Genomic DNA, 18,505 nt, shown 5'->3' with positions numbered 1-18,505 from the left:
ATCAGCCGCGCGGCTTCTCCCGCATCTCGTACGTCGCGATGACGTCGTCGACCTTGATGTCGTTGAAGTTGCCGAGGTTGATACCGCCCTCGAAGCCTTCGCGGATCTCGGTGACGTCGTCCTTGAAGCGGCGCAGACCCTCGATGTTGAGGTTCTCCGCGATGACCTTGCCGTCGCGGACCAGGCGGGCCTTGGTGTTGCGCTTGACCTCGCCGGAACGGATGAGAACACCCGCGATGTTGCCCAGCTTGGACGACTTGAAGACCTCGCGGATCTCCGCCGTGCCGAGCTCGACCTCTTCGTACTCCGGCTTGAGCATGCCCTTGAGGGCCGCCTCGATCTCCTCGATCGCCTGGTAGATGACCGAGTAGTAGCGCACGTCCACGCCCTCGCGCTCGGCCATCTGCGTCGCGCGGCCTTCGGCGCGGACGTTGAAGCCGATCACGATCGCGTCGGAGCCGGACGCCAGGTTGATGTCGGACTCCGTGACCGCACCGACGCCGCGGTGCAGGACCCGGATGTCGACCTCTTCGCCGACGTCGAGCTGGAGCAGCGAGGACTCCAGGGCCTCGACCGAACCGGACGCGTCGCCCTTGATGATGAGGTTGAGCTGCTGGACCTCGCCGGCCTTGAGCACCTTGTCCAGGTCCTCCAGCGACACCCGGCGGGTGCGCTTGGCGAACGCGGCGTTGCGCTCACGGGCGGCGCGCTTCTCGGCGATCTGGCGGGCCGTGCGGTCCTCGTCGACGACCAGGAAGTTGTCGCCGGCACCCGGGACGTTGGTCAGACCCAGCACCAGGACGGGGGTCGAGGGACCCGCTTCCTGCACGTTCTGGCCCTTGTCGTCGAGCATCGCCCGGACCCGGCCGTACGCGTCGCCGGCCACCATCGTGTCACCGACGCGCAGCGTGCCGCGCTGGACCAGGACGGTCGCCACGGCGCCGCGGCCACGGTCGAGGTGGGCCTCGATCGCGATGCCCTGCGCGTCCTGCTCGGCGTTGGCCCGCAGGTCGAGCGAGGCGTCCGCGGTCAGGACCACGGCCTCCAGCAGCTCCTCGATGTTCAGGCCCTGGCGCGCGGAGATGTCGACGAACATCGTGTCGCCGCCGTACTCCTCTGCCACCAGGCCGTACTCGGTGAGCTGGCCGCGCACCTTGGTCGGGTCCGCGCCCTCGACGTCGATCTTGTTGACCGCGACCACGATCGGCACGTCGGCCGCCTTGGCGTGGTTCAGGGCCTCGATCGTCTGCGGCATCACACCGTCGTTGGCCGCCACCACGAGGATCGCGATGTCGGTCGACTTGGCACCACGGGCACGCATGGCGGTGAACGCCTCGTGACCCGGGGTGTCGATGAAGGTGATCCGACGCTCTTCGTCGTTGACCTCGGTCGCGACCTGGTAGGCACCGATGTGCTGGGTGATGCCGCCGGCCTCGCCCGCGATGACGTTCGTCTTGCGGATCGCGTCCAGCAGTCGCGTCTTACCGTGGTCGACGTGACCCATGACGGTCACCACCGGCGGACGCGCGACGAGCATCTCCTCGCCGCCCTCGTTCTCGCCGAAGTCGATGTCGAACGACTCCAGGAGCTCGCGGTCCTCCTCCTCCGGGGAGACGATCTCTACGACGTAGTTCATCTCCTCGCCGAGGAGGTGCAGCGTCTCGTCGGAGACGGACTGCGTCGCGGTGACCATCTCACCCAGGTTCAGCATGACCTGGACGAGCGACGCCGGGTTGGCGTTGATCTTCTCGGCGAAGTCGGTCAGCGAGGCACCGCGCGACAGGCGGACCGTCGCACCGTTGCCGCGGGGCAGCATGACGCCGCCCACCGACGGGGCCTGCATGGCCTCGTACTCCTGACGCCTCTGCCGCTTCGACTTGCGACCGCGGCGCGCGGGACCGCCGGGACGGCCGAAGGCGCCCTGCGTGCCACCACGGCCACCGGGACCGCCCGGACGTCCGCCGAAGCCGGGACGACCGCCGAAGCCGCCGCCGCCACCGGGGCCGCCGCCACCGGGACGACCGGCGAAACCGCCGCCGCCACCCGGACGACCGCCACCGCCGCCACCGGGACGGCCGGCGAAGCCGCCGCCACCGGGACGACCGCCGCCGCCGGGACGACCGGCGCCACCGGGACCGCGACCGCCGCCGCCACCGGGACCCGGACGCGGGCCGGCGGCCGGGCTCTTCGGCATCATGCCGGGGTTGGGACGGTTACCGCCGCCGGGACGCGGGCCGCCCTGGCCCGCACCCTGCGGACGGGGCATGCCGCCCGGGGTCGGACGGTTGCCGCCGGGAGCCTGCGGACGGGGACCGCCCTGGCCACCCTGGCCGCCGCCCTGCGGACGCGGGCCGCCGGGGGCACCCTGGCCGCCGGGGCGCGGCGCGCCACCGGGACGGGGGGCCTGCGGACGGGCCATGCCGGTGGAGCCACCGGACGTGAAGGGGTTGTTGCCCGGACGCGGGCCGGACGGACGGTTGCCGCCGGGACGCGGGGCGCCGCCCTGGCGGTCGCCGCCGGGACGGGGCGCGTTGCCGCGGCCCTGACCACCGTCACGACCACCCTGGCCGCCCTGCTGCGGGCGGGCCGGACGCGGGCCGGGGGTGGCGCCCGGCTTGGGAGCCGGAGCCGACGGCGGGGCCTGGAACTCGGGCTGCGCGGGGGCGGCCGGAGCGGGCTTGGGCGCCGGGGCCTTGGGGCCCGGCGTGGGACGCGGACCCGGGGCCGGGGCCGACTTCGGAGCCTCGGCGGGAGCCGCCGGGGCCTGGGACTGGGGTGCCTCGGGGGCGGCCGGCGCCTCGGGGGCGGCCGGCGCCGGAGCCGCGGGGCCCGGCTTGGGGGCGCCCGGCTTCGGGGCGGCAGGACGGCCCGCCTGCGCCGGGGACGGCGCGGACGGCTTTGCAGGCGCGCTCTTGCGCGGCGCCGCGGGCTTGCCGGCGGAACGGCCGTTGCCGTTGCCCGCCTGGAAAGCGTCGGTCAGCTTTCGAACAACCGGCGCCTCGATCGTCGAGGACGCCGAACGGACGAATTCACCAAGTTCTTGGAGCTTGGCCATGACGGCCTTGCTCTCAACGCCGAACTCCTTGGCGAGTTCGTATACCCGGACCTTAGCCACTTCGCTCCTTCTAGGTCCGGGTGTCGACCGGACCGTCGCTACTTCATGGGCGTACTCATCGCGTACTCATCGAGTGCTCATCGCAATCTCGACCTACTTCCGACTCGCGAGGTACCTGACCGCACGGTTTTCCGTGCGCTGTGCTTTCTTACGGTGTTGCCTGATCAACCGGTGTAGCTTGATCAACATGCGTCCGTTCGACGAACCGGCGCAAGGCCGTCACGTCGAACGGTCCCCGGCCCCGGAAGGCCCGGGGGAAGACCCGGCGGCGGACCGCCTGGTCGAGACAGACCCGGGTCCGGTGCAGGTAAGCACCCCGGCCGGGCAGCGTACCGCGAGGATCGGGGACACACTCACCCTCGATCGCCACGATCCGCAACAGATCGTCCTTGGCCGCTCGCTCCCGGCACCCCACACAGGTGCGCTCAGGGCATACGCGGGCATGCGTCCGGCCAGACACTGCTTAAGTCTACCTCCCCGCGCCGACCTCACCCCTACGGGGTAATGCCCGAACGGTCGCTCAAAATTCCGGTGGACCGCCACCGATTTTCCGGCTGCGGCCGCACCCCGGTCCGTCCCGGGCCGTCGCCGGGCGCGGGGAGGACCCGCGTCCGGCGGCGGCTCGGGATCATTCCTGGCCCGCGCCCTGGTCGGTGTCCGGGCGGATGTCGATGCGCCAGCCGGTGAGCCGGGCGGCGAGCCGGGCGTTCTGCCCTTCCTTGCCGATGGCCAGCGAGAGCTGGTAGTCGGGCACCGTCACCCGGGCGGAGCGGGCCGCGAGGTCGACGACCTCGACCTTGCTGACCCGGGCGGGCGACAGGGCGTGCGCCACCAGCTCGGCCGGGTCGTCCGACCAGTCGACGATGTCGATCTTCTCGCCGTGCAGCTCGGCCATGACCGCGCGCACCCGGCCGCCCATCGGGCCGATGCAGGCGCCCTTGGCGTTCAGCCCGGAGCGGGTGGACCGTACGGCGATCTTGGTGCGGTGCCCCGCCTCACGGGCGATGGCGGAGATCTCCACCGAACCGTCGGCGATCTCCGGCACCTCCATGGCGAAGAGCTTCTTCACCAGGTTGGGGTGGGTGCGCGAGAGCGTCACGGACGGGCCGCGCACCCCCTTGACCACCCGGACGACGTACGAGCGCAGCCGGGTGCCGTGCGCGTACTCCTCGCCGGGGACCTGCTCCTGCGCCGGCAGGATGGCCTCCAGCTTGCCGATGTCGACCAGGACGTTCTTCGGGTCCCGGCCCTGCTGGACGACGCCCATCACGACGTCGCCCTCCCGTCCGGCGTACTCGCCGAAGGTGATCTCCTCCTCGGCGTCCCGCAGCCGCTGGAGGATGACCTGCTTGGCGGTGGTCGCCGCGATCCGGCCGAAGCCGGACGGGGTGTCGTCGAACTCACGCGGCTCGGCGCCCTCTTCGAGGTCGGCCGGGTCCTCCTTGGCCCACACCGTCACATGTCCGGTGTTGCGGTCCAGCTCCACCCGCGCGTGGCGGCGGCTTCCCTCGGTGCGGTGGTACGCGATGAGGAGGGCCGACTCGATGGCCGCGACCAGCAGGTCGAACGAGATCTCCTTCTCCCGTACCAAACCCCGCAGGGCACTCATGTCGATGTCCACGGCTACGCCTCCTCCTGGCTCTCGTCGTTCTGCTCGGCGCGGTCCGCGCGCCCCTGGTCCTGCTTGCGGTTGAACTCGATCTCCACGCGCGCCTTGGCGATCTCGGCGAAGGCGACCCGGCGGGCGGTGGGCTTGCGCCCCTTCACACCCGGCACTTCCAGGTCCAGGCCCTCGTCGTCCATGGCGGTGATGCGCGCCACCAGTTCGCCGCCCTCGTGGAGTTGGGCCCGGACGAGGCGGCCGACGGCGCGGCGGTAGTGCCGCGGCTCGGTCAGCGGGCGGTCGGCTCCGGGGGAGGTGACCTCCAGCGTGTACGGGGCGCCGCCCATCACGTCGGAGTCGTCGAGCGCCTGCGACGCCTCGCGGCTCAGCTCGGCACACTCGTCGAGCTGCACGCCGTCGTCGGAGTCGACCACGATCCTCAGCACACGCCGCTTTCCGGCCGGTGTCACCTCGATCTCTTCCAGATCCAGGTCTCGCGCGGCGACGAGCGGTTCAAGCAGTCCGCGCAGCCTCTCGCTCTGGGTGGTGCTCATCCGGGTGACTCCTCGGCCGCGTGTGCTGTTGTGGGAAGGTCGCGTGTCGGGTCAAAGCCTAGCTGTTCCGGCGGGGTACTGACGATTCGGTGGCCGGTCACGGATACGCTCGCCTGCGGTGATCACTACGGCCGCCCCCACCGAAGACCCCGGGAAGTCACACGTGCACAACGTCGCGCTCACGCGCAGGAGGACCCTGCTGGCCGGTTCCGTGCTCGGCGGGACGGCCCTGCTGCTCACCGGCTGCTCGGACGGTTCCGGGCCTGGCGGCGGCCGGCAGGACGCGGACGCGGCGGCGGACGAGCGGCTGCGCGCGCAGGCCGCGCGGGACAGCTCCGCGCTGCTCGCCCGGTACGACGCGACGCTCGCCGCCCACCCCGGGCTCGGCGAACGGCTGCGGCCGCTGCGCGCCGAAGTGGCGCGGCACGCGGCGGCGTTCGGGGTCTCCCCCGCGCCCGGCGCGCCCGGCGCCCCGTCCGCCCGGCCCGGTACGGGCGCCTCGCCCGCCGCATCCTCCCCCGGGCCGTCCGCGCCCGCCGTCCCGCCCGACGAGAAGCAGGCGCGTACGGACCTCGCGGCGGCGGAGCGCCGTACCGCGGACGCCCGCGCCACGGCCCTGGTGAGCGCGGCGCCGGAGCTGGCCAGGCTGCTGGCGTCGGTCGCGGCGGCGGGCGCGGCGCACGCGTACCTGCTCACGCTCGCGGAGGACGGCGCGTGAGGAACGCCGCAGCGACGGCCGCACGCACGACGGGACAGCGGCCGGGCCGGGGCCCGGCCACGGAAGGGGCACAGCGATGCTGACATCCAGGGCGGCGCGTACGGACGCGGCGGAGGGCGACGCGCGCGGCGCCGAGCTGCGGGCACTCCAGGCCGCGCTGGCGGCCGAGCACGCGGCCGTCTACGGCTACGGCGTGGTCGGCGGCCGGATCGGCGACGACCGGCGCAAGGAGGCGCGCGAGGGCTACGACGCGCACCGCGCGCGCCGGGACGAGCTGCGGCGCGGCGTACGGGACCTGGGCGGCACCCCGCGGGCCGCCGCGGCCGCCTACGAGCTGCCGTTCCCGGTGCCGGACGCGGCGGCCGCCGTCCGGCTGGCCGCCGAGCTGGAGGACCGGGTCGCGGCCGTGTACGCGGATCTCGTACGGGACGGCGCCGGGCCGCGGCGCCGGGACGCGGCCGGGGCGCTGCGGGAGGCCGCGGTGCGTGCGGTGCGCTGGCGCGGCAGCGGCGTAGCCTTCCCTGGGCTCGCGGAACGGACCGGGAGCGCCGGCACCCCGTCCGGCGCGGCACCCGGCGCCGCCGCGGACCGGCACTGACGACCGCCCGCACCGGGAGGTCACCGAACGTCCACCGAAAGGGACAGCACAGGCATGGCTACGGCACCCATCGAACCGCCGCGACGGCTGGTGAGCGCGCTCGGCGGCGATCCGGACGGCCCGGCCGGTGCCTGGCTGGAGGCGCTGCCCGCCCTGGTGCGACAGCGCCTGGACGCCTGGGAGTTGACGCCGGAGCGGGTGCACGAGCCGGGTGGCCGCAGCAGCCTGCTCGTGTACGTGCGGCAGGCCGACGGCACCCCGGCCGCGCTGAAGTTCCCGGCCCCCGGCCGTGCGCCGGCGCACCAGGGCGCGGCGCTGGCGCAGTGGGACGGCTGGGGCGCGGCACAACTGCTGCGCGCCGATGCGGACACCGGTGCGCTGCTCCTGGAGCGTTTGCAGGGCGCGGTGTCCCTGCGCTCGCTGCCGGAGGCGAAGGCGCTGCTGGAGGCGGCCGGCACGGTACGGCGGCTGTGGGTGTCCCCGGCCGACGGCCACCCCTTCGCGTCCCTGGCGGGCCGTACGGAGGAGGCCGTCGCCGAGCTGCGCGCCCTCGGGGCGTCGACCCCGGCCGCGGGGCCGCTGCTGGACGAGAGCCTGGAGCTGCGCCGCGCGCTGCCGGCCGAGGCCCCCGAGAGCGTCCTGCTGCACGGCGCGTTCCGGCAGGGCAAGGTGCTGGCCGGGGAACGGGCGCCGTGGCTGGCGGTCGGCCCGTCGCCGGTGGTCGGCGAGCGGGCGTACGACCTGGCCTGGCTGGTGCTGGACCGCTTCGAGGACCTGGCGGCCGGCTCCGGGGCGGCCTCGGCGGCCCGGCGCCGGGTGGCCAAGCTGGCGGACTCCCTGGACGTGGACCGCGACCGGCTGCGCAGTTGGACGCTGTACCGGGCGGTGGACTCGGGAATCCGTGAGATGACGACGACGGGCGGCGACGTGCAGCGCGGTGAGCTGCTGCTGGAGTTCGCCACCTGGCTGTAGGGGCGGCACTGCTGTGGAGACGGGCCAGGGGCCGTGCGGAACCGGCTCCCCGGTCCCGCACGGCCCCTGGCGCCGCTCCGCGTCAGGCGCTCAGCCGGGCCACGGCCTCCTCGACCGTCAGCTCCTCGCGCTCGCCCGTACGGCGGTCCTTCAGCTCGACCACGCCCTCGCCGGCGCGGCGGCCCGCGACCAGGATCTTCGGGACACCCAGCAGCTCGGCGTCGGTGAACTTCACGCCCGGCGAGACGCCCGCCCGGTCGTCCACCAGGACGCGCAGGCCCGCGGCGCCCAGCTTGTCGCCGACCTCCAGGGCCAGCTCGGTCTGCTTGGCCTTGCCCGCGGCGACCACGTGCACGTCGGCCGGGGCGATCTCGCGCGGCCAGCACAGGCCGGACTCGTCGCAGGTCTGCTCGGCGAGGGCCGCGACGGCGCGCGAGACGCCGATGCCGTACGAGCCCATCGTGACGCGCGCGGGCTTGCCGTTCTGGCCGAGCACGTCCAGCTGGAAGGCGTCCGCGTACTTGCGGCCGAGCTGGAAGATGTGGCCGATCTCGATCGCGCGGTCGATGCGCAGGCCCGCGCCGCACTGGGGGCAGGGGTCGCCCGGCTCGACCACGACGACGTCCAGGTACCGGTCCACCTCGAAGTCACGGCCCGCGACGACGTTGCGGGCGTGCTTGCCGTCCTTGTTGGCGCCGGTGATCCAGGCGGTGCCGGGGGCGACCCGCGGGTCGGCGAGGTACGTGAAGGACTTCCCGGCCAGGCCCTGCGGGCCGACGTAGCCGCGCACCAGGTCCTCGCGGCCGGTGAAGTCCTCGGCGGTGACCAGCTCGACCGTGGCCGGGGCCAGGTGCTCGCCCAGCTTGCCGAGGTCGACCTCGCGGTCGCCGGGCACGCCCACCGCGACGATCTCGCCGTCCACCTTGACCAGCAGGTTCTTCAGCGTGGCGGAGGCCGGTACGCCCAGGTGCTCGGCCAGCGTCTCGATGGTCGGGGTGTCGGGGGTGTCCAGCTCCTCGACAGGGCCGTGCCCGGTGCCGTCCACCGCCGGGACGGTGACCGTGACGGCCTCGGTGTTGGCCGCGTAGTCGCAGGCCGGGCAGTCGACGAAGGTGTCCTCGCCGGCCGCGGCGGGGGCCAGGAACTCCTCGGAGGCGGAGCCGCCCATGGCGCCGGAGACGGCGGAGACGATGCGGTAGTCCAGGCCCAGCCGCTGGAAGATCTTCTGGTACGCCTCGCGGTGCAGGCGGTACGACTCCTCCAGGCCCTCGTCGGTGGTGTCGAAGCTGTACGAGTCCTTCATCTGGAACTCGCGGCCGCGCAGCACGCCGGAGCGCGGGCGGGCCTCGTCGCGGTACTTGGTCTGGATCTGGTACAGCATCACCGGCAGGTCCTTGTAGGACGTGCACTGGTCCTTGACCATGAGGGTGAAGATCTCCTCATGGGTCGGCCCGAGGAGGTAGTCGGCGCCCTTGCGGTCCTTGAGCCGGAACAGCTGGTCGCCGTACTCCTCCCAGCGGCCGGTGGCCTCGTACGGCTCCTTGGGCAGCAGGGCGGGCAGCAGCACCTCCTGCGCGCCGATCGCGTCCATCTCCTCGCGGATGACGCGCGACACGTTCTCCAGCACCTTCTTGCCCAGCGGCAGCCAGGTCCAGATGCCGGCGGCGGTGCGGCGGACGTAGCCGGCGCGCACGAGCAGCTTGTGGCTGGCGGTCTCGGCGTCGGCCGGGTCGTCGCGCAGCGTCTTGATCATCAACCGGGACATGCGCTGGACCTGGGCCATGGTGATTCTCCTGCGTAAGAAAGGTGACTTCCGCGAGGTTATCCGGAGGGACGCGCCCCACGGAAATGGGATCCGCCCCTCGCCCGGTCCCGTCCGGTCAGCGTTTGAGGGGCAGGGGCGCGCCCATCACCGCGTACGGCAGCGGGGCGCTCGGGAAGAGCACGCGGCGGGCCAGGTCGTGGTAGCCCAGGGAGCGGTACAGGCCGCGGGCGGGGCTGTCGGTGTCGATGGCGGACAGGATGCTGCGGGGTTCGGCCGCGTCGTCGGTGATGCGGGTGATCAGTTCGCGGCCGATGCGCCGGTTCTGGAAGGCGGGCAGCACATGCAGCTCGGTGATCACGAAGGAGTCGTCGAGCCAGTGGTCCCGGTCCTGGTGGCGCAGGTACGGCTCGACGACCGTGGACCACCAGTGCGTACGGCTGTTGGGCATCCCGTAGACGAAGCCGACCAGGCGCCCGGCGGGCGTGGTGGCGCCGAGGGCGCGGGCCCCGGGGCTGGTCAGGTGCCGCAGGACGATGTGGCGGCGGACGCCGATCTCGTCGTCGGTCAGTCCGAACGCCAGTGCCTGCACGGCGAGCGCGTCGTCCACACGGACGGCGAGATCCAGGGGGCCGACCGCGACGTCATCCATGGTCGGGAGCGTACAAGGCACCGGGCCGTAAGACGATCGGCCGACGGGCCCGGCGCGGGCGGCGGGACGCCGGTGGCTAGAACAGCACGCTCATGAAGGCGCCGGTCTCCTCGAAGCCCACCCGCCGGTACGCGGCCCGCGCCGCCGTGTTGAAGTCGTTCACGTACAGCGAGGCGATGGGCGCGATCTCGGTGAGCGCGTGGCGCAGCACGGCCGCCATGCCGGTCTCCGAGAGGCCCTTGCCGCGGTACTCGGGGGCGACCCAGACACCCTGGATCTGGCAGGCCCGCTGGGTGGCGGCGCCGATCTCGGCCTTGAAGACCACCTTGCCGTCGTCGACGCGGGCGAAGGACCGCCCGGCGCCGACCAGCTCGGCGACGCGCGCCTGGTAGAGCAGCCCGCCGTCGCCGGCCAGCGGCGAGATGCCGACCTCCTCGGTGAACATCGCCACGCACGCGGGCATGATCAGGTCCATCTCGTGCTTGCCGATGCGCCGTACGTACGGGTCGGGCTCGACCTCGGTGGCGAAGGCGGACGTGACCATCAGCGGCTGGTTCGCGCGGATCTCGCGGGCCGGGCCCCAGGCGGGCTCCAGCAGGGACCACAGCTCGGCGGTGGGCCCGGCCGGGCCGACGATGGAGGAGCAGCGCCGTCCCTGACGGCGGGCCCGCTCGGCGAAGCCGCGTACCGCTTCGGGGGTGGCGCAGACGGGGACGAGGTTGGCGCCCGCGTAGCACAGCGACTCCAGGCGGCCGTCCGCGTACCAGCCCCACATCTCGCCGCCGAGCCGCCAGGGGTCCAGCCCGGCGACCTGGACACGGGCCGCGACGAAGGCGTTGGCGACGGGGTCGCGGTCCAGTACCGCCAGTGCGGCGTCGAGCTCCCCGGGCTCCAGAACCTTGGTGGTCGTGGTCGTCAGCACGTGTCGGAAAGCCTCACCTTTACGGGCCTGGGAGGCCAGGCAACTGCAGGTCCTGGAACTTTACCTCCCCGGCGGCCGGGCAGCGGATCCGCTCCGGGTACCGCTCCTGGCGCGGTTCACGCCCGAGCCCCGCCACCGGTGTGGTCCGGCGGCGGGGCTCGGGCGCGCGCTGGGCGCCAAGGGCTGTACGGGAGCGCCAGGAGCGGTGGCGGCGCTCAGCCGGCGACGGCGATGGTGGGTTCGCCGGAGGCCACGCCGTCCTTCTCCATCTGCTCGGCGATCTTCATGGCCTCTTCGATGAGAGTCTCGACGATCTTCGACTCGGGCACCGTCTTGATGACCTCGCCCTTGACGAAGATCTGGCCCTTGCCGTTGCCGGACGCCACCCCGAGGTCGGCCTCGCGGGCCTCACCGGGACCGTTGACGACGCAGCCCATGACCGCGACGCGCAGCGGCACCTCCATGCCCTCCAGGCCCGCGGTGACCTCGTCGGCGAGCTTGTAGACGTCCACCTGGGCACGGCCGCAGGACGGGCAGGAGACGATCTCCAGACGGCGCGGGCGCAGGTTCAGCGACTCCAGGATCTGCAGACCGACCTTGACCTCCTCGGCCGGCGGCGCCGACAGGGAGACGCGGATCGTGTCGCCGATGCCCTCGCTCAGCAGCGCGCCGAAGGCCACCGCCGACTTGATGGTGCCCTGGAACGCCGGACCGGCCTCCGTCACCCCCAGGTGCAGCGGGTAGTCGCACTGCGCCGCCAGCAGCCGGTACGCGTTGACCATGACGACCGGGTCGTTGTGCTTCACCGAGATCTTGATGTCACGGAAACCGTGCTCCTCGAACAGCGAGCACTCCCACAGCGCCGACTCCACCAGCGCCTCGGGCGTCGCCTTCCCGTACTTCTGGAGCAGGCGGCGGTCGAGGGAGCCCGCGTTCACACCGATCCGGATCGGGGTGCCCGCGTCGGAGGCCGCCTTGGCGATCTCCTTGACCTTGTCGTCGAACTGCTTGATGTTGCCGGGGTTGACCCGGACCGCGGCGCAGCCGGCGTCGATCGCGGCGAACACGTACTTCGGCTGGAAGTGGATGTCGGCGATGACCGGGATCTGCGACTTGCGGGCGATGACCGGCAGCGCGTCGGCGTCGTCCTGGGTCGGGCAGGCGACCCGGACGATCTGGCAGCCGGACGCGGTCAGCTCGGCGATCTGCTGGAGCGTGGCGCCGATGTCGGAGGTGCGTGTGGTCGTCATCGACTGCACCGAGACCGGTGCGTCCCCGCCCACGGCGACCGGTCCGACCTGGATCTTGCGGCTGACCCGGCGGTCGGCCAGCTTGGTCGGTACGTCCGGCATTCCCAGTGAAATGGCAGTCATCTGGCGAGCAACCCCAAGGTGTGGATCTAGGTCCCGAGATCGGCGGGCTCCGGCCTTCGAGATTACGGCACGAGGGTTGCCGTGGGCACATCGATCCCCTCCTGCCCCCCGTTGGGGGGCGGAGGAGCACCCATGTGCGCGGTTTGGGCGCCCGGGGCGCGGGTCACCGGTATGTCGCCGGCCTGGCGTCCGCTCGCCCTCGATCGCCGGACGGGCTCCTTCTTGCCCGGTGCCCCCGCGGCGCCCAGGTACCTACGTCAGCTTCACCGGATTCACCACGTCCGCCACCAGCACCAGCAGCGTGAAGCAGATGAAGATCCCGGCGACCACGTAGGCCACCGGCATGAGCTTGGCCACGTCGAACGGGCCCGGGTCGGGGCGGCGGAAGACGCGGGCGAAGGCCCGGCGGACCGACTCCCACAGGGCGCCCGCGATGTGTCCGCCGTCCAGGGGCAGCAGCGGGAGCATGTTGAACAGGAAGAGCGACAGGTTGAATCCGGCGACCAGGAAGAGCATGGTCGCCACCCGCTGCTCCGGCGGGATGTCCAGCGAGAACACCTCGCCGCCGACCCGGGCCGCGCCGACCACGCCCATCGGGGAGTCCTGCTTGCGCTCACCGCCGTTGAAGGCGGCGTCCCACAGGTCGGGGACCTTGGCGGGCAGGTGGACCAGCGACTGGACGCCCTGTTCGACCATGCTGCCCATGCGGTCCACGGACTGGCCGAAGGACTGCGGGACGATGCCGGTGGCCGGGGTGAAGCCGAGGAAGCCCGCGGTGACGTACTCGCCCGGCACGTACGCGCCGTTGCCGTCGGTCTTGGCGACCTTGTTCTCGATCAGGTTCGCGTGCAGCTGCTGCCGCTTGCCGTCCCGCTCGACGGTGATGGTCGCCGGGCCCGTGGTGTCCCGGATGCTCTGCTGGAGGGTGGCCCAGTCCGGTACCGGCTTGCCGTCGAAGTCGACGATCTTGTCACCCGCGCGCAGGCCCGCGGCCTTGGCCGGGGAGTCCTTGGCGCCCGCGGTGCACTTGTCGGTCTTGGCGGAGGCCGCTATCACACAGTCCGAGACCGAGCCGACCTGGGTGGTCTGGGTGTTGATCCCGAAGCCCATCAGCACGCTCATGAAGATCACGACGGCGAGGATCAGGTTCATGAACGGCCCGGCGAACATCACGATGACGCGCTTCCAGGGCTTGCGCGTGTAGAACAGCCGCTTCTCGTCGCCCGGCTGCAGCTCCTCGAAGGCCGCCGACCTGGCGTCCTCGATCATGCCGCGCCAGGGCGAGGTGGACCGGGCGCTTATGGCGCCGTCCTCCCCCGGCGGGAACATCCCGATCATGCGGATGTAGCCGCCGAGCGGTATGGCCTTGATGCCGTACTCGGTGTCGCCCTTGCGGCGCGAGAAGAGCGTCGGCCCGAAGCCCACCATGTACTGCGGCACCCGGATGCCGAACATCTTGGCCGTGGACAGGTGTCCGAGCTCGTGCCAGGCGATCGAGAAGAGCAGGCCGACGACGAAGACGACTATGCCCAGAACGGTCATCCATGTCGTCATGCGCGAGCCTCCGATGTCGTACGGGCCGCTCGGGCGGCCAGCTCACGGGCGCGGGCGCGCGCCCAGGTTTCCGCCTGCAAGACGTCCGCGACCGTCAGGGAGGTTCCCCTGGCCGGCGTACCGTGCTCCGCGACCACCTCGGCGACCGTATCGACAATTCCTGTGAACGGCAGCCCGCCCTGCAAGAACGCGTCGACGCATTCCTCGTTGGCGGCGTTGAAGACGGCGGGCGCGGTGCCGCCCAGATCGCCGACGTGGCAGGCCAGCGGCACGGACGGGAAGGCCTCGGTGTCCAGCGGCAGGAAGTCCCACCGGTGGGCCCTGGTCCAGTCGATGCCGGGAGCGGCGTCCGGCACCCGGTCCGGCCAGCCGATGCCGAGCGCGATCGGCATCCGCATGTCGGGCGGGCTGGCCTGGGCCAGGGTGGAGCCGTCGGTGAACTCCACCATCGAGTGGATGTAGGACTGCGGATGGACGACGACCTCGATCCGGTCGAACGGCACGTCGTACAGCAGGTGCGCCTCGATGACCTCCAGCCCCTTGTTGACCAGGGTCGCGGAGTTGATCGTGATGACCGGGCCCATCGCCCAGGTGGGGTGGGCGAGCGCCTGCTCCGGCGTGACGGACGCCAGCTCCTGCTTCGTACGGCCCCGGAAGGGCCCGCCGGAGGCGGTGACGACCAGCTTGCGCACCTCCTTGCGGGGGCCGCCCAGCAGGCCCTGGAAGAGGGCGGAGTGCTCGGAGTCGACGGGCACGATCTGGCCGGGGCGCGCCGCGGCCTTGACCAGCGGGCCGCCGACGATCAGCGACTCCTTGTTGGCGAGCGCCAGCGCGCGGCCCGCCTCCAGGGCGGCAAGGGTGGGCGCGAGGCCGATGGAGCCGGTGATGCCGTTGAGCACGGTGTGGCAGGGGGACGCGGCCAGCTCGGTGGCCGCGTCGGGCCCGGCGACGATCTCCGGCAGCGGCTCCCCCGCCCCGTACCGCTCGGACAGCGCCTCGCGCAGGGCCGGCACCACGTCCTCGCGGGACACCGCCACCGTACGGACCCGCAGCAGATGCGCCTGCTCGGCCAGCAGCGCCACCCGGCCGCCGGCCGCGGACAACGCGGTCACCCGGAAGCGGTCGGGGTTGCGCAGCACCAGGTCGACGGCCTGGGTGCCGATCGAACCGGTCGAACCGAGGATCACGATGTCACGCGGCCCGTCGCCGCCGCCGGTGAGCGGGGCGGGGGTGAAGCGCAGATGCGGGTCAGCGAGGGTGTCCGTCATGGGGACCATTGTCGCCGGTCCGGGCGGTGCGGTGAGCCGCAGGGGACCGTCGGCGGCGCGTGCGACCGTACGGACACGGCACGGACGACGCCCCCGGCGGCGTACCGGCCACCGGACAGCGGCCCGCCGAGGCGGCGGAGCGCTGGGCGGCGCTGCTCCGTCCGGCGGTACGCCTGGCGCGGACGGGTCGTCGTGCGGACGGACGCGGCACGTGTCGACCTGGGCTTTCCCTGGGGGCCTGGGGGTTCCTGGGGTTTTCCCCACCCCGGACGGGCCACCTGGCCGAACCCCGGACAGGCCCGCTGACCGGATGGACCGGTTCCGCTCGACGGCGGAGGCTGAACAGGCCGCAAACGCTCGTCCGATCGGAGAACCAGTGTTCAGCCTGAAGTCCTCGCGCCGTACGGTGGCGCGCGCCACCGCGGTGGCCCTGACGGGCGCGGCGTGCGCCGCCATGCTGTCCGGCAGCGCCGAAGCCGTCGTCAACGGCAGGGACGCGACGCAGCGTTACCCGTTCATGGTGTCGGTCCCGGTGACGGGTGTGGACGACCCCACCTTCAAGGGTGTCTGCGGAGGGTCGTTGATCGACTCGAAGTGGGTGCTCACCGCGGCGCACTGCGTGGACCCGACGCTCGTCACCCTGGACGGCACCGTCCGGATCGGCAGTGGAGGGAAGAAGTCCGGGGGCACGGTCCGGTCCGTCGCGAAGACGGTGTCCCACCCGGGCTACGAGAACGGCGAGAACGTCGTCGCCAACCGCGACGACATCGCTCTGATCCGTCTGGACCGCCCGGTCTCCGAGAAGCCCGTCCGCATCGCCGGCAAGCCGGGGCGGCCCGGCACGCCGACCCGGATTCTGGGCTTCGGCACCGTCGACGACACCGCCTCCGACCCCGCCAAGGGCGTCTTCCCCGACCGGCTCCAGGAGCTCGACACGCGCAGGGGAGCCGTCTCCGAGTGCGCACCGGGCTACGCGGGCAGCACCCGCCTGTGCACGATCAGCCGGCTGCCGAAGGCCATGGCGTGCCACGGCGACTCGGGCGGCCCCCAGCTCCGGCGGGACCGGAAGGGACGCTGGGAACTCATCGGTGTCACCTCGGGCCCGGGCGCCCCGGGCGTGCGGTGCAGCGAGGGCCCGGGGCTCTACACCAGCGCGCCCGCCTACGCGGGCTGGATCCGCCAGGCGATGCACCGCAACGGCTGACCGCGGCCCACGTCCCGCCCCGGGATCGGCCGCGCGGAACGTCGCGGCGGCGCGCTTCACCTGGAGGTTCCTCCCGTTCCTCCGGGAGCCCGGGTGAAGCGCGCCCCGCCCGGGTCAGCGGATCGGCCGGTGCACGTTCTCCTTCGTCGTCGGTCCGGGGGTCGCGTCGGCGATCCACGGGCCGTCGCCGCTCGGGTCCACGACGCCTTCCTCCAGCCAGGCGTAGGTGCCGGTCAGTACGCCGGAGACGACCTTGCGGTCCAGGTCGTCGGTGTTGGTCCACAGCCGGCCGAAGAGTTCGTCGACGCGGATGCGGGCCTGCCGGCAGAACGCGTCGGCGAGCTGGCGCGCCTCGCGGCCGTGGTCGTCGGTGGCGCGCAGGTGCTCGGCCCGTACGACGGCGGCGCTCATGGCGAAGAGTTCGGCGCCGATGTCGACGATCCGCCCGAGGAAGCCCTGCTTGGTCTCCATCCGGCCCTGCCAGCGGGACATGGCGTAGAAGGTGGACCTGGCCAGCTTGCGGGAGGCGCGTTCCACGTACCGCAGATGCCCGGCGAGGTCGCCGAACTCGGCGTAGGTACGCGGCAGTTGGCCGGGGCCCGCGACCAGCTTGGGCAGCCAGCGGGCGTAGAACGTGCCGGCCTTGGCCGCGGCCCTGCCCTTGTCGCCCAGGGACTTGTCGGGGTCGATGAGGTCACCGGCCACGGACAGGTGCGCGTCCACCGCCTCGCGCGCGATCAGCAGGTGCATGATCTCGGTGGAGCCCTCGAAGATCCGGTTGATGCGCAGATCGCGCAGGATCTGCTCGGCGGGCACGGCGCGCTCCCCGCGGGCGGCGAGCGAGGCGGCGGTCTCGAAGCCGCGGCCGCCGCGGATCTGGACGAGTTCGTCGGCCATCAGACAGCCCATCTCGGAGCCGTACAGCTTGGCCAGCGCGGCCTCGATGCGGATGTCGTTGCGGTCCTCGTCGGCCATCTGGGAGGCGAGGTCGACGACGGCCTCCAGGGCGAAGGTGGTGGCCGCGATGAAGGAGATCTTGGAGCCGACCGCTTCGTGCCTCGCGATCGGCTTGCCCCACTGCTCGCGGGCGGCCGACCACTCGCGGGCGATCTTCAGACACCACTTGCCGGCGCCCACGCACATGGCGGGCAGCGAGAGGCGGCCGGTGTTGAGCGTGGTCAGCGCGATCTTCAGGCCGGCGCCCTCGGGCCCTATGCGGTTCGCGGCGGGCACCCGTACGCGGTGGAAGCGGGTGACGCCGTTCTCGATGCCGCGCAGACCCATGAAGGCGTTGCGGTGCTCGACCGTGACGCCCTCGGCGGCGGCCTCGACGACGAAGGCGGTGATGCCGCCCTTGTGGCCCTCGCTCTTCGGGACGCGCGCCATGACGACCAGGAGGTCGGCGACGACGCCGTTGGTGGTCCACAGCTTCACGCCGTCCAGGACGTAGTCTCCCCCCTCGTCCGGCACGGCGGTGGTCGCCAGCCGGGCCGGGTCGGAGCCCACGTCCGGCTCGGTGAGCAGGAACGCCGTGATGTCCGTACGGGCGCAGCGCGGCAGGAAGACATCCTTCTGCTCCTGGGTGCCGAACTGTTTCAGCGGCTGCGGTACGCCGATCGACTGGTGCGCGGAGAGCAGCGCGCCGATGGCCGGGCTGGCGGAGCCGACGAGGGCGAGCGCCTTGTTGTAGTAGACCTGGGTGAGGCCCAGGCCGCCGTACTTCGTGTCGATCTTCATGCCGAGCGCGCCGATCTCCTTGAGACCGTCGATGGTCTCGTCCGGGATCTGCGCCTCGCGTTCGATCCGGGCGCCGTCGATCTTCGTCTCGCAGAAGTCGCGGAGCTTGGCGAGGAACTCCTCACCGCGCTGGGCGTCCTCGTCGGCGGGGGTGGGGTGCGGATGGATGAGGTCGAGCCGGAAGCGGCCCAGGAACAGTTCCTTGGCGAAGCTGGGCTTGCGCCAGTCCTGCTCCCGGGCGGCCTCGGCGACCTGCCGGGCCTCGCGCTCGGACACATTGCGGGTGGATGGAGCGGTCATGAGGGGCTCACCTCGCCGCGGAGTCGGGTCTCGGAGTGGGTCGGCGGTCCGCCGGGGACCGTGCGGTCGGCCGGCACGGAATCCGGCGTTCCGTACGGTGCCGCGCCGTGCGGGCAGGCGTACGGTGTCCCGCGGCCGTCCGGCTACCGGTCAGTGCTACTTGTGAGTCTGTA

At 72.6% G+C, this 18,505-nt stretch carries 15 protein-coding genes; 4 read left to right on the top strand and 11 right to left on the bottom strand.

The window, feature by feature from the left end; all coding sequences use genetic code 11:
- Position 1: 1 nt before the first annotated feature.
- From infB to rimP, 4 genes are all read right to left on the bottom strand, one after another.
- The gene (gene infB, locus ACZ4QV_RS03955) at positions 2-3,115 is read right to left on the bottom strand and encodes a translation initiation factor IF-2 (RefSeq protein ID WP_361145456.1); all 3,114 of its coding nucleotides are present in this window, start codon (positions 3,113-3,115) and stop codon (positions 2-4) included.
- 148 nt (positions 3,116-3,263) lie between these two features.
- A complete protein-coding gene (locus ACZ4QV_RS03950; RefSeq protein WP_361145459.1) occupies positions 3,264-3,575 on the bottom strand; it encodes a YlxR family protein in 312 nt (103 codons plus the stop codon).
- A 168-nt stretch (positions 3,576-3,743) separates the two neighbouring features.
- The gene (gene nusA, locus ACZ4QV_RS03945; RefSeq protein WP_031009511.1) at positions 3,744-4,736 is read right to left on the bottom strand and encodes a transcription termination factor NusA; all 993 of its coding nucleotides are present in this window, start codon (positions 4,734-4,736) and stop codon (positions 3,744-3,746) included.
- A gap of 2 nt (positions 4,737-4,738) precedes the next feature.
- Complete coding sequence (rimP, locus tag ACZ4QV_RS03940; RefSeq protein ID WP_361145462.1) at positions 4,739-5,272, bottom strand: ribosome maturation factor RimP; 534 nt, start codon at positions 5,270-5,272, stop codon at positions 4,739-4,741.
- 121 nt (positions 5,273-5,393) lie between these two features.
- Between rimP and ACZ4QV_RS03935 the strand changes: the two genes are divergently transcribed.
- From ACZ4QV_RS03935 to ACZ4QV_RS03925, 3 genes are all read left to right on the top strand, one after another.
- Positions 5,394-5,990, top strand: coding sequence for a hypothetical protein (locus ACZ4QV_RS03935; RefSeq protein ID WP_467762556.1), 597 nt, complete (start codon positions 5,394-5,396; stop codon positions 5,988-5,990).
- A gap of 76 nt (positions 5,991-6,066) precedes the next feature.
- Complete coding sequence (locus ACZ4QV_RS03930) at positions 6,067-6,588, top strand: ferritin-like domain-containing protein (protein ID WP_361145468.1); 522 nt, start codon at positions 6,067-6,069, stop codon at positions 6,586-6,588.
- 54 nt (positions 6,589-6,642) lie between these two features.
- A complete protein-coding gene (locus ACZ4QV_RS03925) occupies positions 6,643-7,560 on the top strand; it encodes an aminoglycoside phosphotransferase family protein (protein ID WP_361145471.1) in 918 nt (305 codons plus the stop codon).
- Between the two features lie 82 nt (positions 7,561-7,642).
- Here the strand turns inward: ACZ4QV_RS03925 and ACZ4QV_RS03920 are convergent, their stop codons facing one another.
- From ACZ4QV_RS03920 to dxr, 6 genes are all read right to left on the bottom strand, one after another.
- Positions 7,643-9,343, bottom strand: a complete 1,701-nt coding sequence (locus ACZ4QV_RS03920; protein WP_361145474.1) for a proline--tRNA ligase — start codon at positions 9,341-9,343, stop codon at positions 7,643-7,645.
- 97 nt (positions 9,344-9,440) lie between these two features.
- Positions 9,441-9,974, bottom strand: a complete 534-nt coding sequence (locus tag ACZ4QV_RS03915; RefSeq protein WP_467762534.1) for a GNAT family N-acetyltransferase — start codon at positions 9,972-9,974, stop codon at positions 9,441-9,443.
- A gap of 76 nt (positions 9,975-10,050) precedes the next feature.
- Positions 10,051-10,896 (bottom strand): GNAT family N-acetyltransferase, encoded by an 846-nt coding sequence (locus ACZ4QV_RS03910; protein WP_361145480.1) that lies wholly within the window; start codon positions 10,894-10,896, stop codon positions 10,051-10,053.
- 215 nt (positions 10,897-11,111) lie between these two features.
- On the bottom strand, positions 11,112-12,269 hold the full coding sequence (gene ispG / locus ACZ4QV_RS03905; RefSeq protein ID WP_361145483.1) for a flavodoxin-dependent (E)-4-hydroxy-3-methylbut-2-enyl-diphosphate synthase: 1,158 nt from the start codon (positions 12,267-12,269) through the stop codon (positions 11,112-11,114).
- A 252-nt stretch (positions 12,270-12,521) separates the two neighbouring features.
- Complete coding sequence (locus tag ACZ4QV_RS03900) at positions 12,522-13,823, bottom strand: M50 family metallopeptidase (RefSeq protein WP_361145486.1); 1,302 nt, start codon at positions 13,821-13,823, stop codon at positions 12,522-12,524.
- Positions 13,820-15,091 carry a 1-deoxy-D-xylulose-5-phosphate reductoisomerase gene (dxr, locus tag ACZ4QV_RS03895; RefSeq protein WP_361583757.1) on the bottom strand — a complete coding sequence of 424 codons (1,272 nt, stop codon included), beginning with the start codon at positions 15,089-15,091 and terminating at the stop codon, positions 13,820-13,822. Before dxr ends, ACZ4QV_RS03900 begins: the two co-directional genes overlap by 4 nt.
- 376 nt (positions 15,092-15,467) lie before the next feature.
- On the opposite strand from dxr, the gene ACZ4QV_RS03890 reads away from it, so the two are divergent.
- A complete protein-coding gene (locus tag ACZ4QV_RS03890) occupies positions 15,468-16,295 on the top strand; it encodes a S1 family peptidase (RefSeq protein ID WP_467762533.1) in 828 nt (275 codons plus the stop codon).
- 114 nt (positions 16,296-16,409) lie between these two features.
- Here the strand turns inward: ACZ4QV_RS03890 and ACZ4QV_RS03885 are convergent, their stop codons facing one another.
- Positions 16,410-18,332, bottom strand: a complete 1,923-nt coding sequence (locus ACZ4QV_RS03885) for an acyl-CoA dehydrogenase family protein (RefSeq protein WP_361640288.1) — start codon at positions 18,330-18,332, stop codon at positions 16,410-16,412.
- Positions 18,333-18,505 lie beyond the last annotated feature (173 nt).

Source organism: Streptomyces sp. NPDC026394, from assembly GCF_055567735.1.
The sequence above is the reverse complement of the archived record's forward strand: the minus strand, read 5'-3'. Positions and strand labels throughout refer to the sequence as shown.

What these genes read in the sequence shown, in the direction of transcription:
- rimP (WP_361145462.1), bottom strand. Translation starts at nt 5,272, where the DNA reads ATGAGCACCACCCAGAGCGAGAGGCTGCGCGGACTGCTTGAACCGCTC.
- ACZ4QV_RS03930 (WP_361145468.1), top strand. Translation starts at nt 6,067, where the DNA reads ATGCTGACATCCAGGGCGGCGCGTACGGACGCGGCGGAGGGCGACGCG.
- ACZ4QV_RS03925 (WP_361145471.1), top strand. Translation starts at nt 6,643, where the DNA reads ATGGCTACGGCACCCATCGAACCGCCGCGACGGCTGGTGAGCGCGCTC.
- ACZ4QV_RS03920 (WP_361145474.1), bottom strand. Translation starts at nt 9,343, where the DNA reads ATGGCCCAGGTCCAGCGCATGTCCCGGTTGATGATCAAGACGCTGCGC.
- ACZ4QV_RS03915 (WP_467762534.1), bottom strand. Translation starts at nt 9,974, where the DNA reads ATGGATGACGTCGCGGTCGGCCCCCTGGATCTCGCCGTCCGTGTGGAC.
- ispG (WP_361145483.1), bottom strand. Translation starts at nt 12,269, where the DNA reads ATGACTGCCATTTCACTGGGAATGCCGGACGTACCGACCAAGCTGGCC.
- ACZ4QV_RS03900 (WP_361145486.1), bottom strand. Translation starts at nt 13,823, where the DNA reads ATGACGACATGGATGACCGTTCTGGGCATAGTCGTCTTCGTCGTCGGC.
- dxr (WP_361583757.1), bottom strand. Translation starts at nt 15,091, where the DNA reads ATGACGGACACCCTCGCTGACCCGCATCTGCGCTTCACCCCCGCCCCG.
- ACZ4QV_RS03885 (WP_361640288.1), bottom strand. Translation starts at nt 18,332, where the DNA reads ATGACCGCTCCATCCACCCGCAATGTGTCCGAGCGCGAGGCCCGGCAG.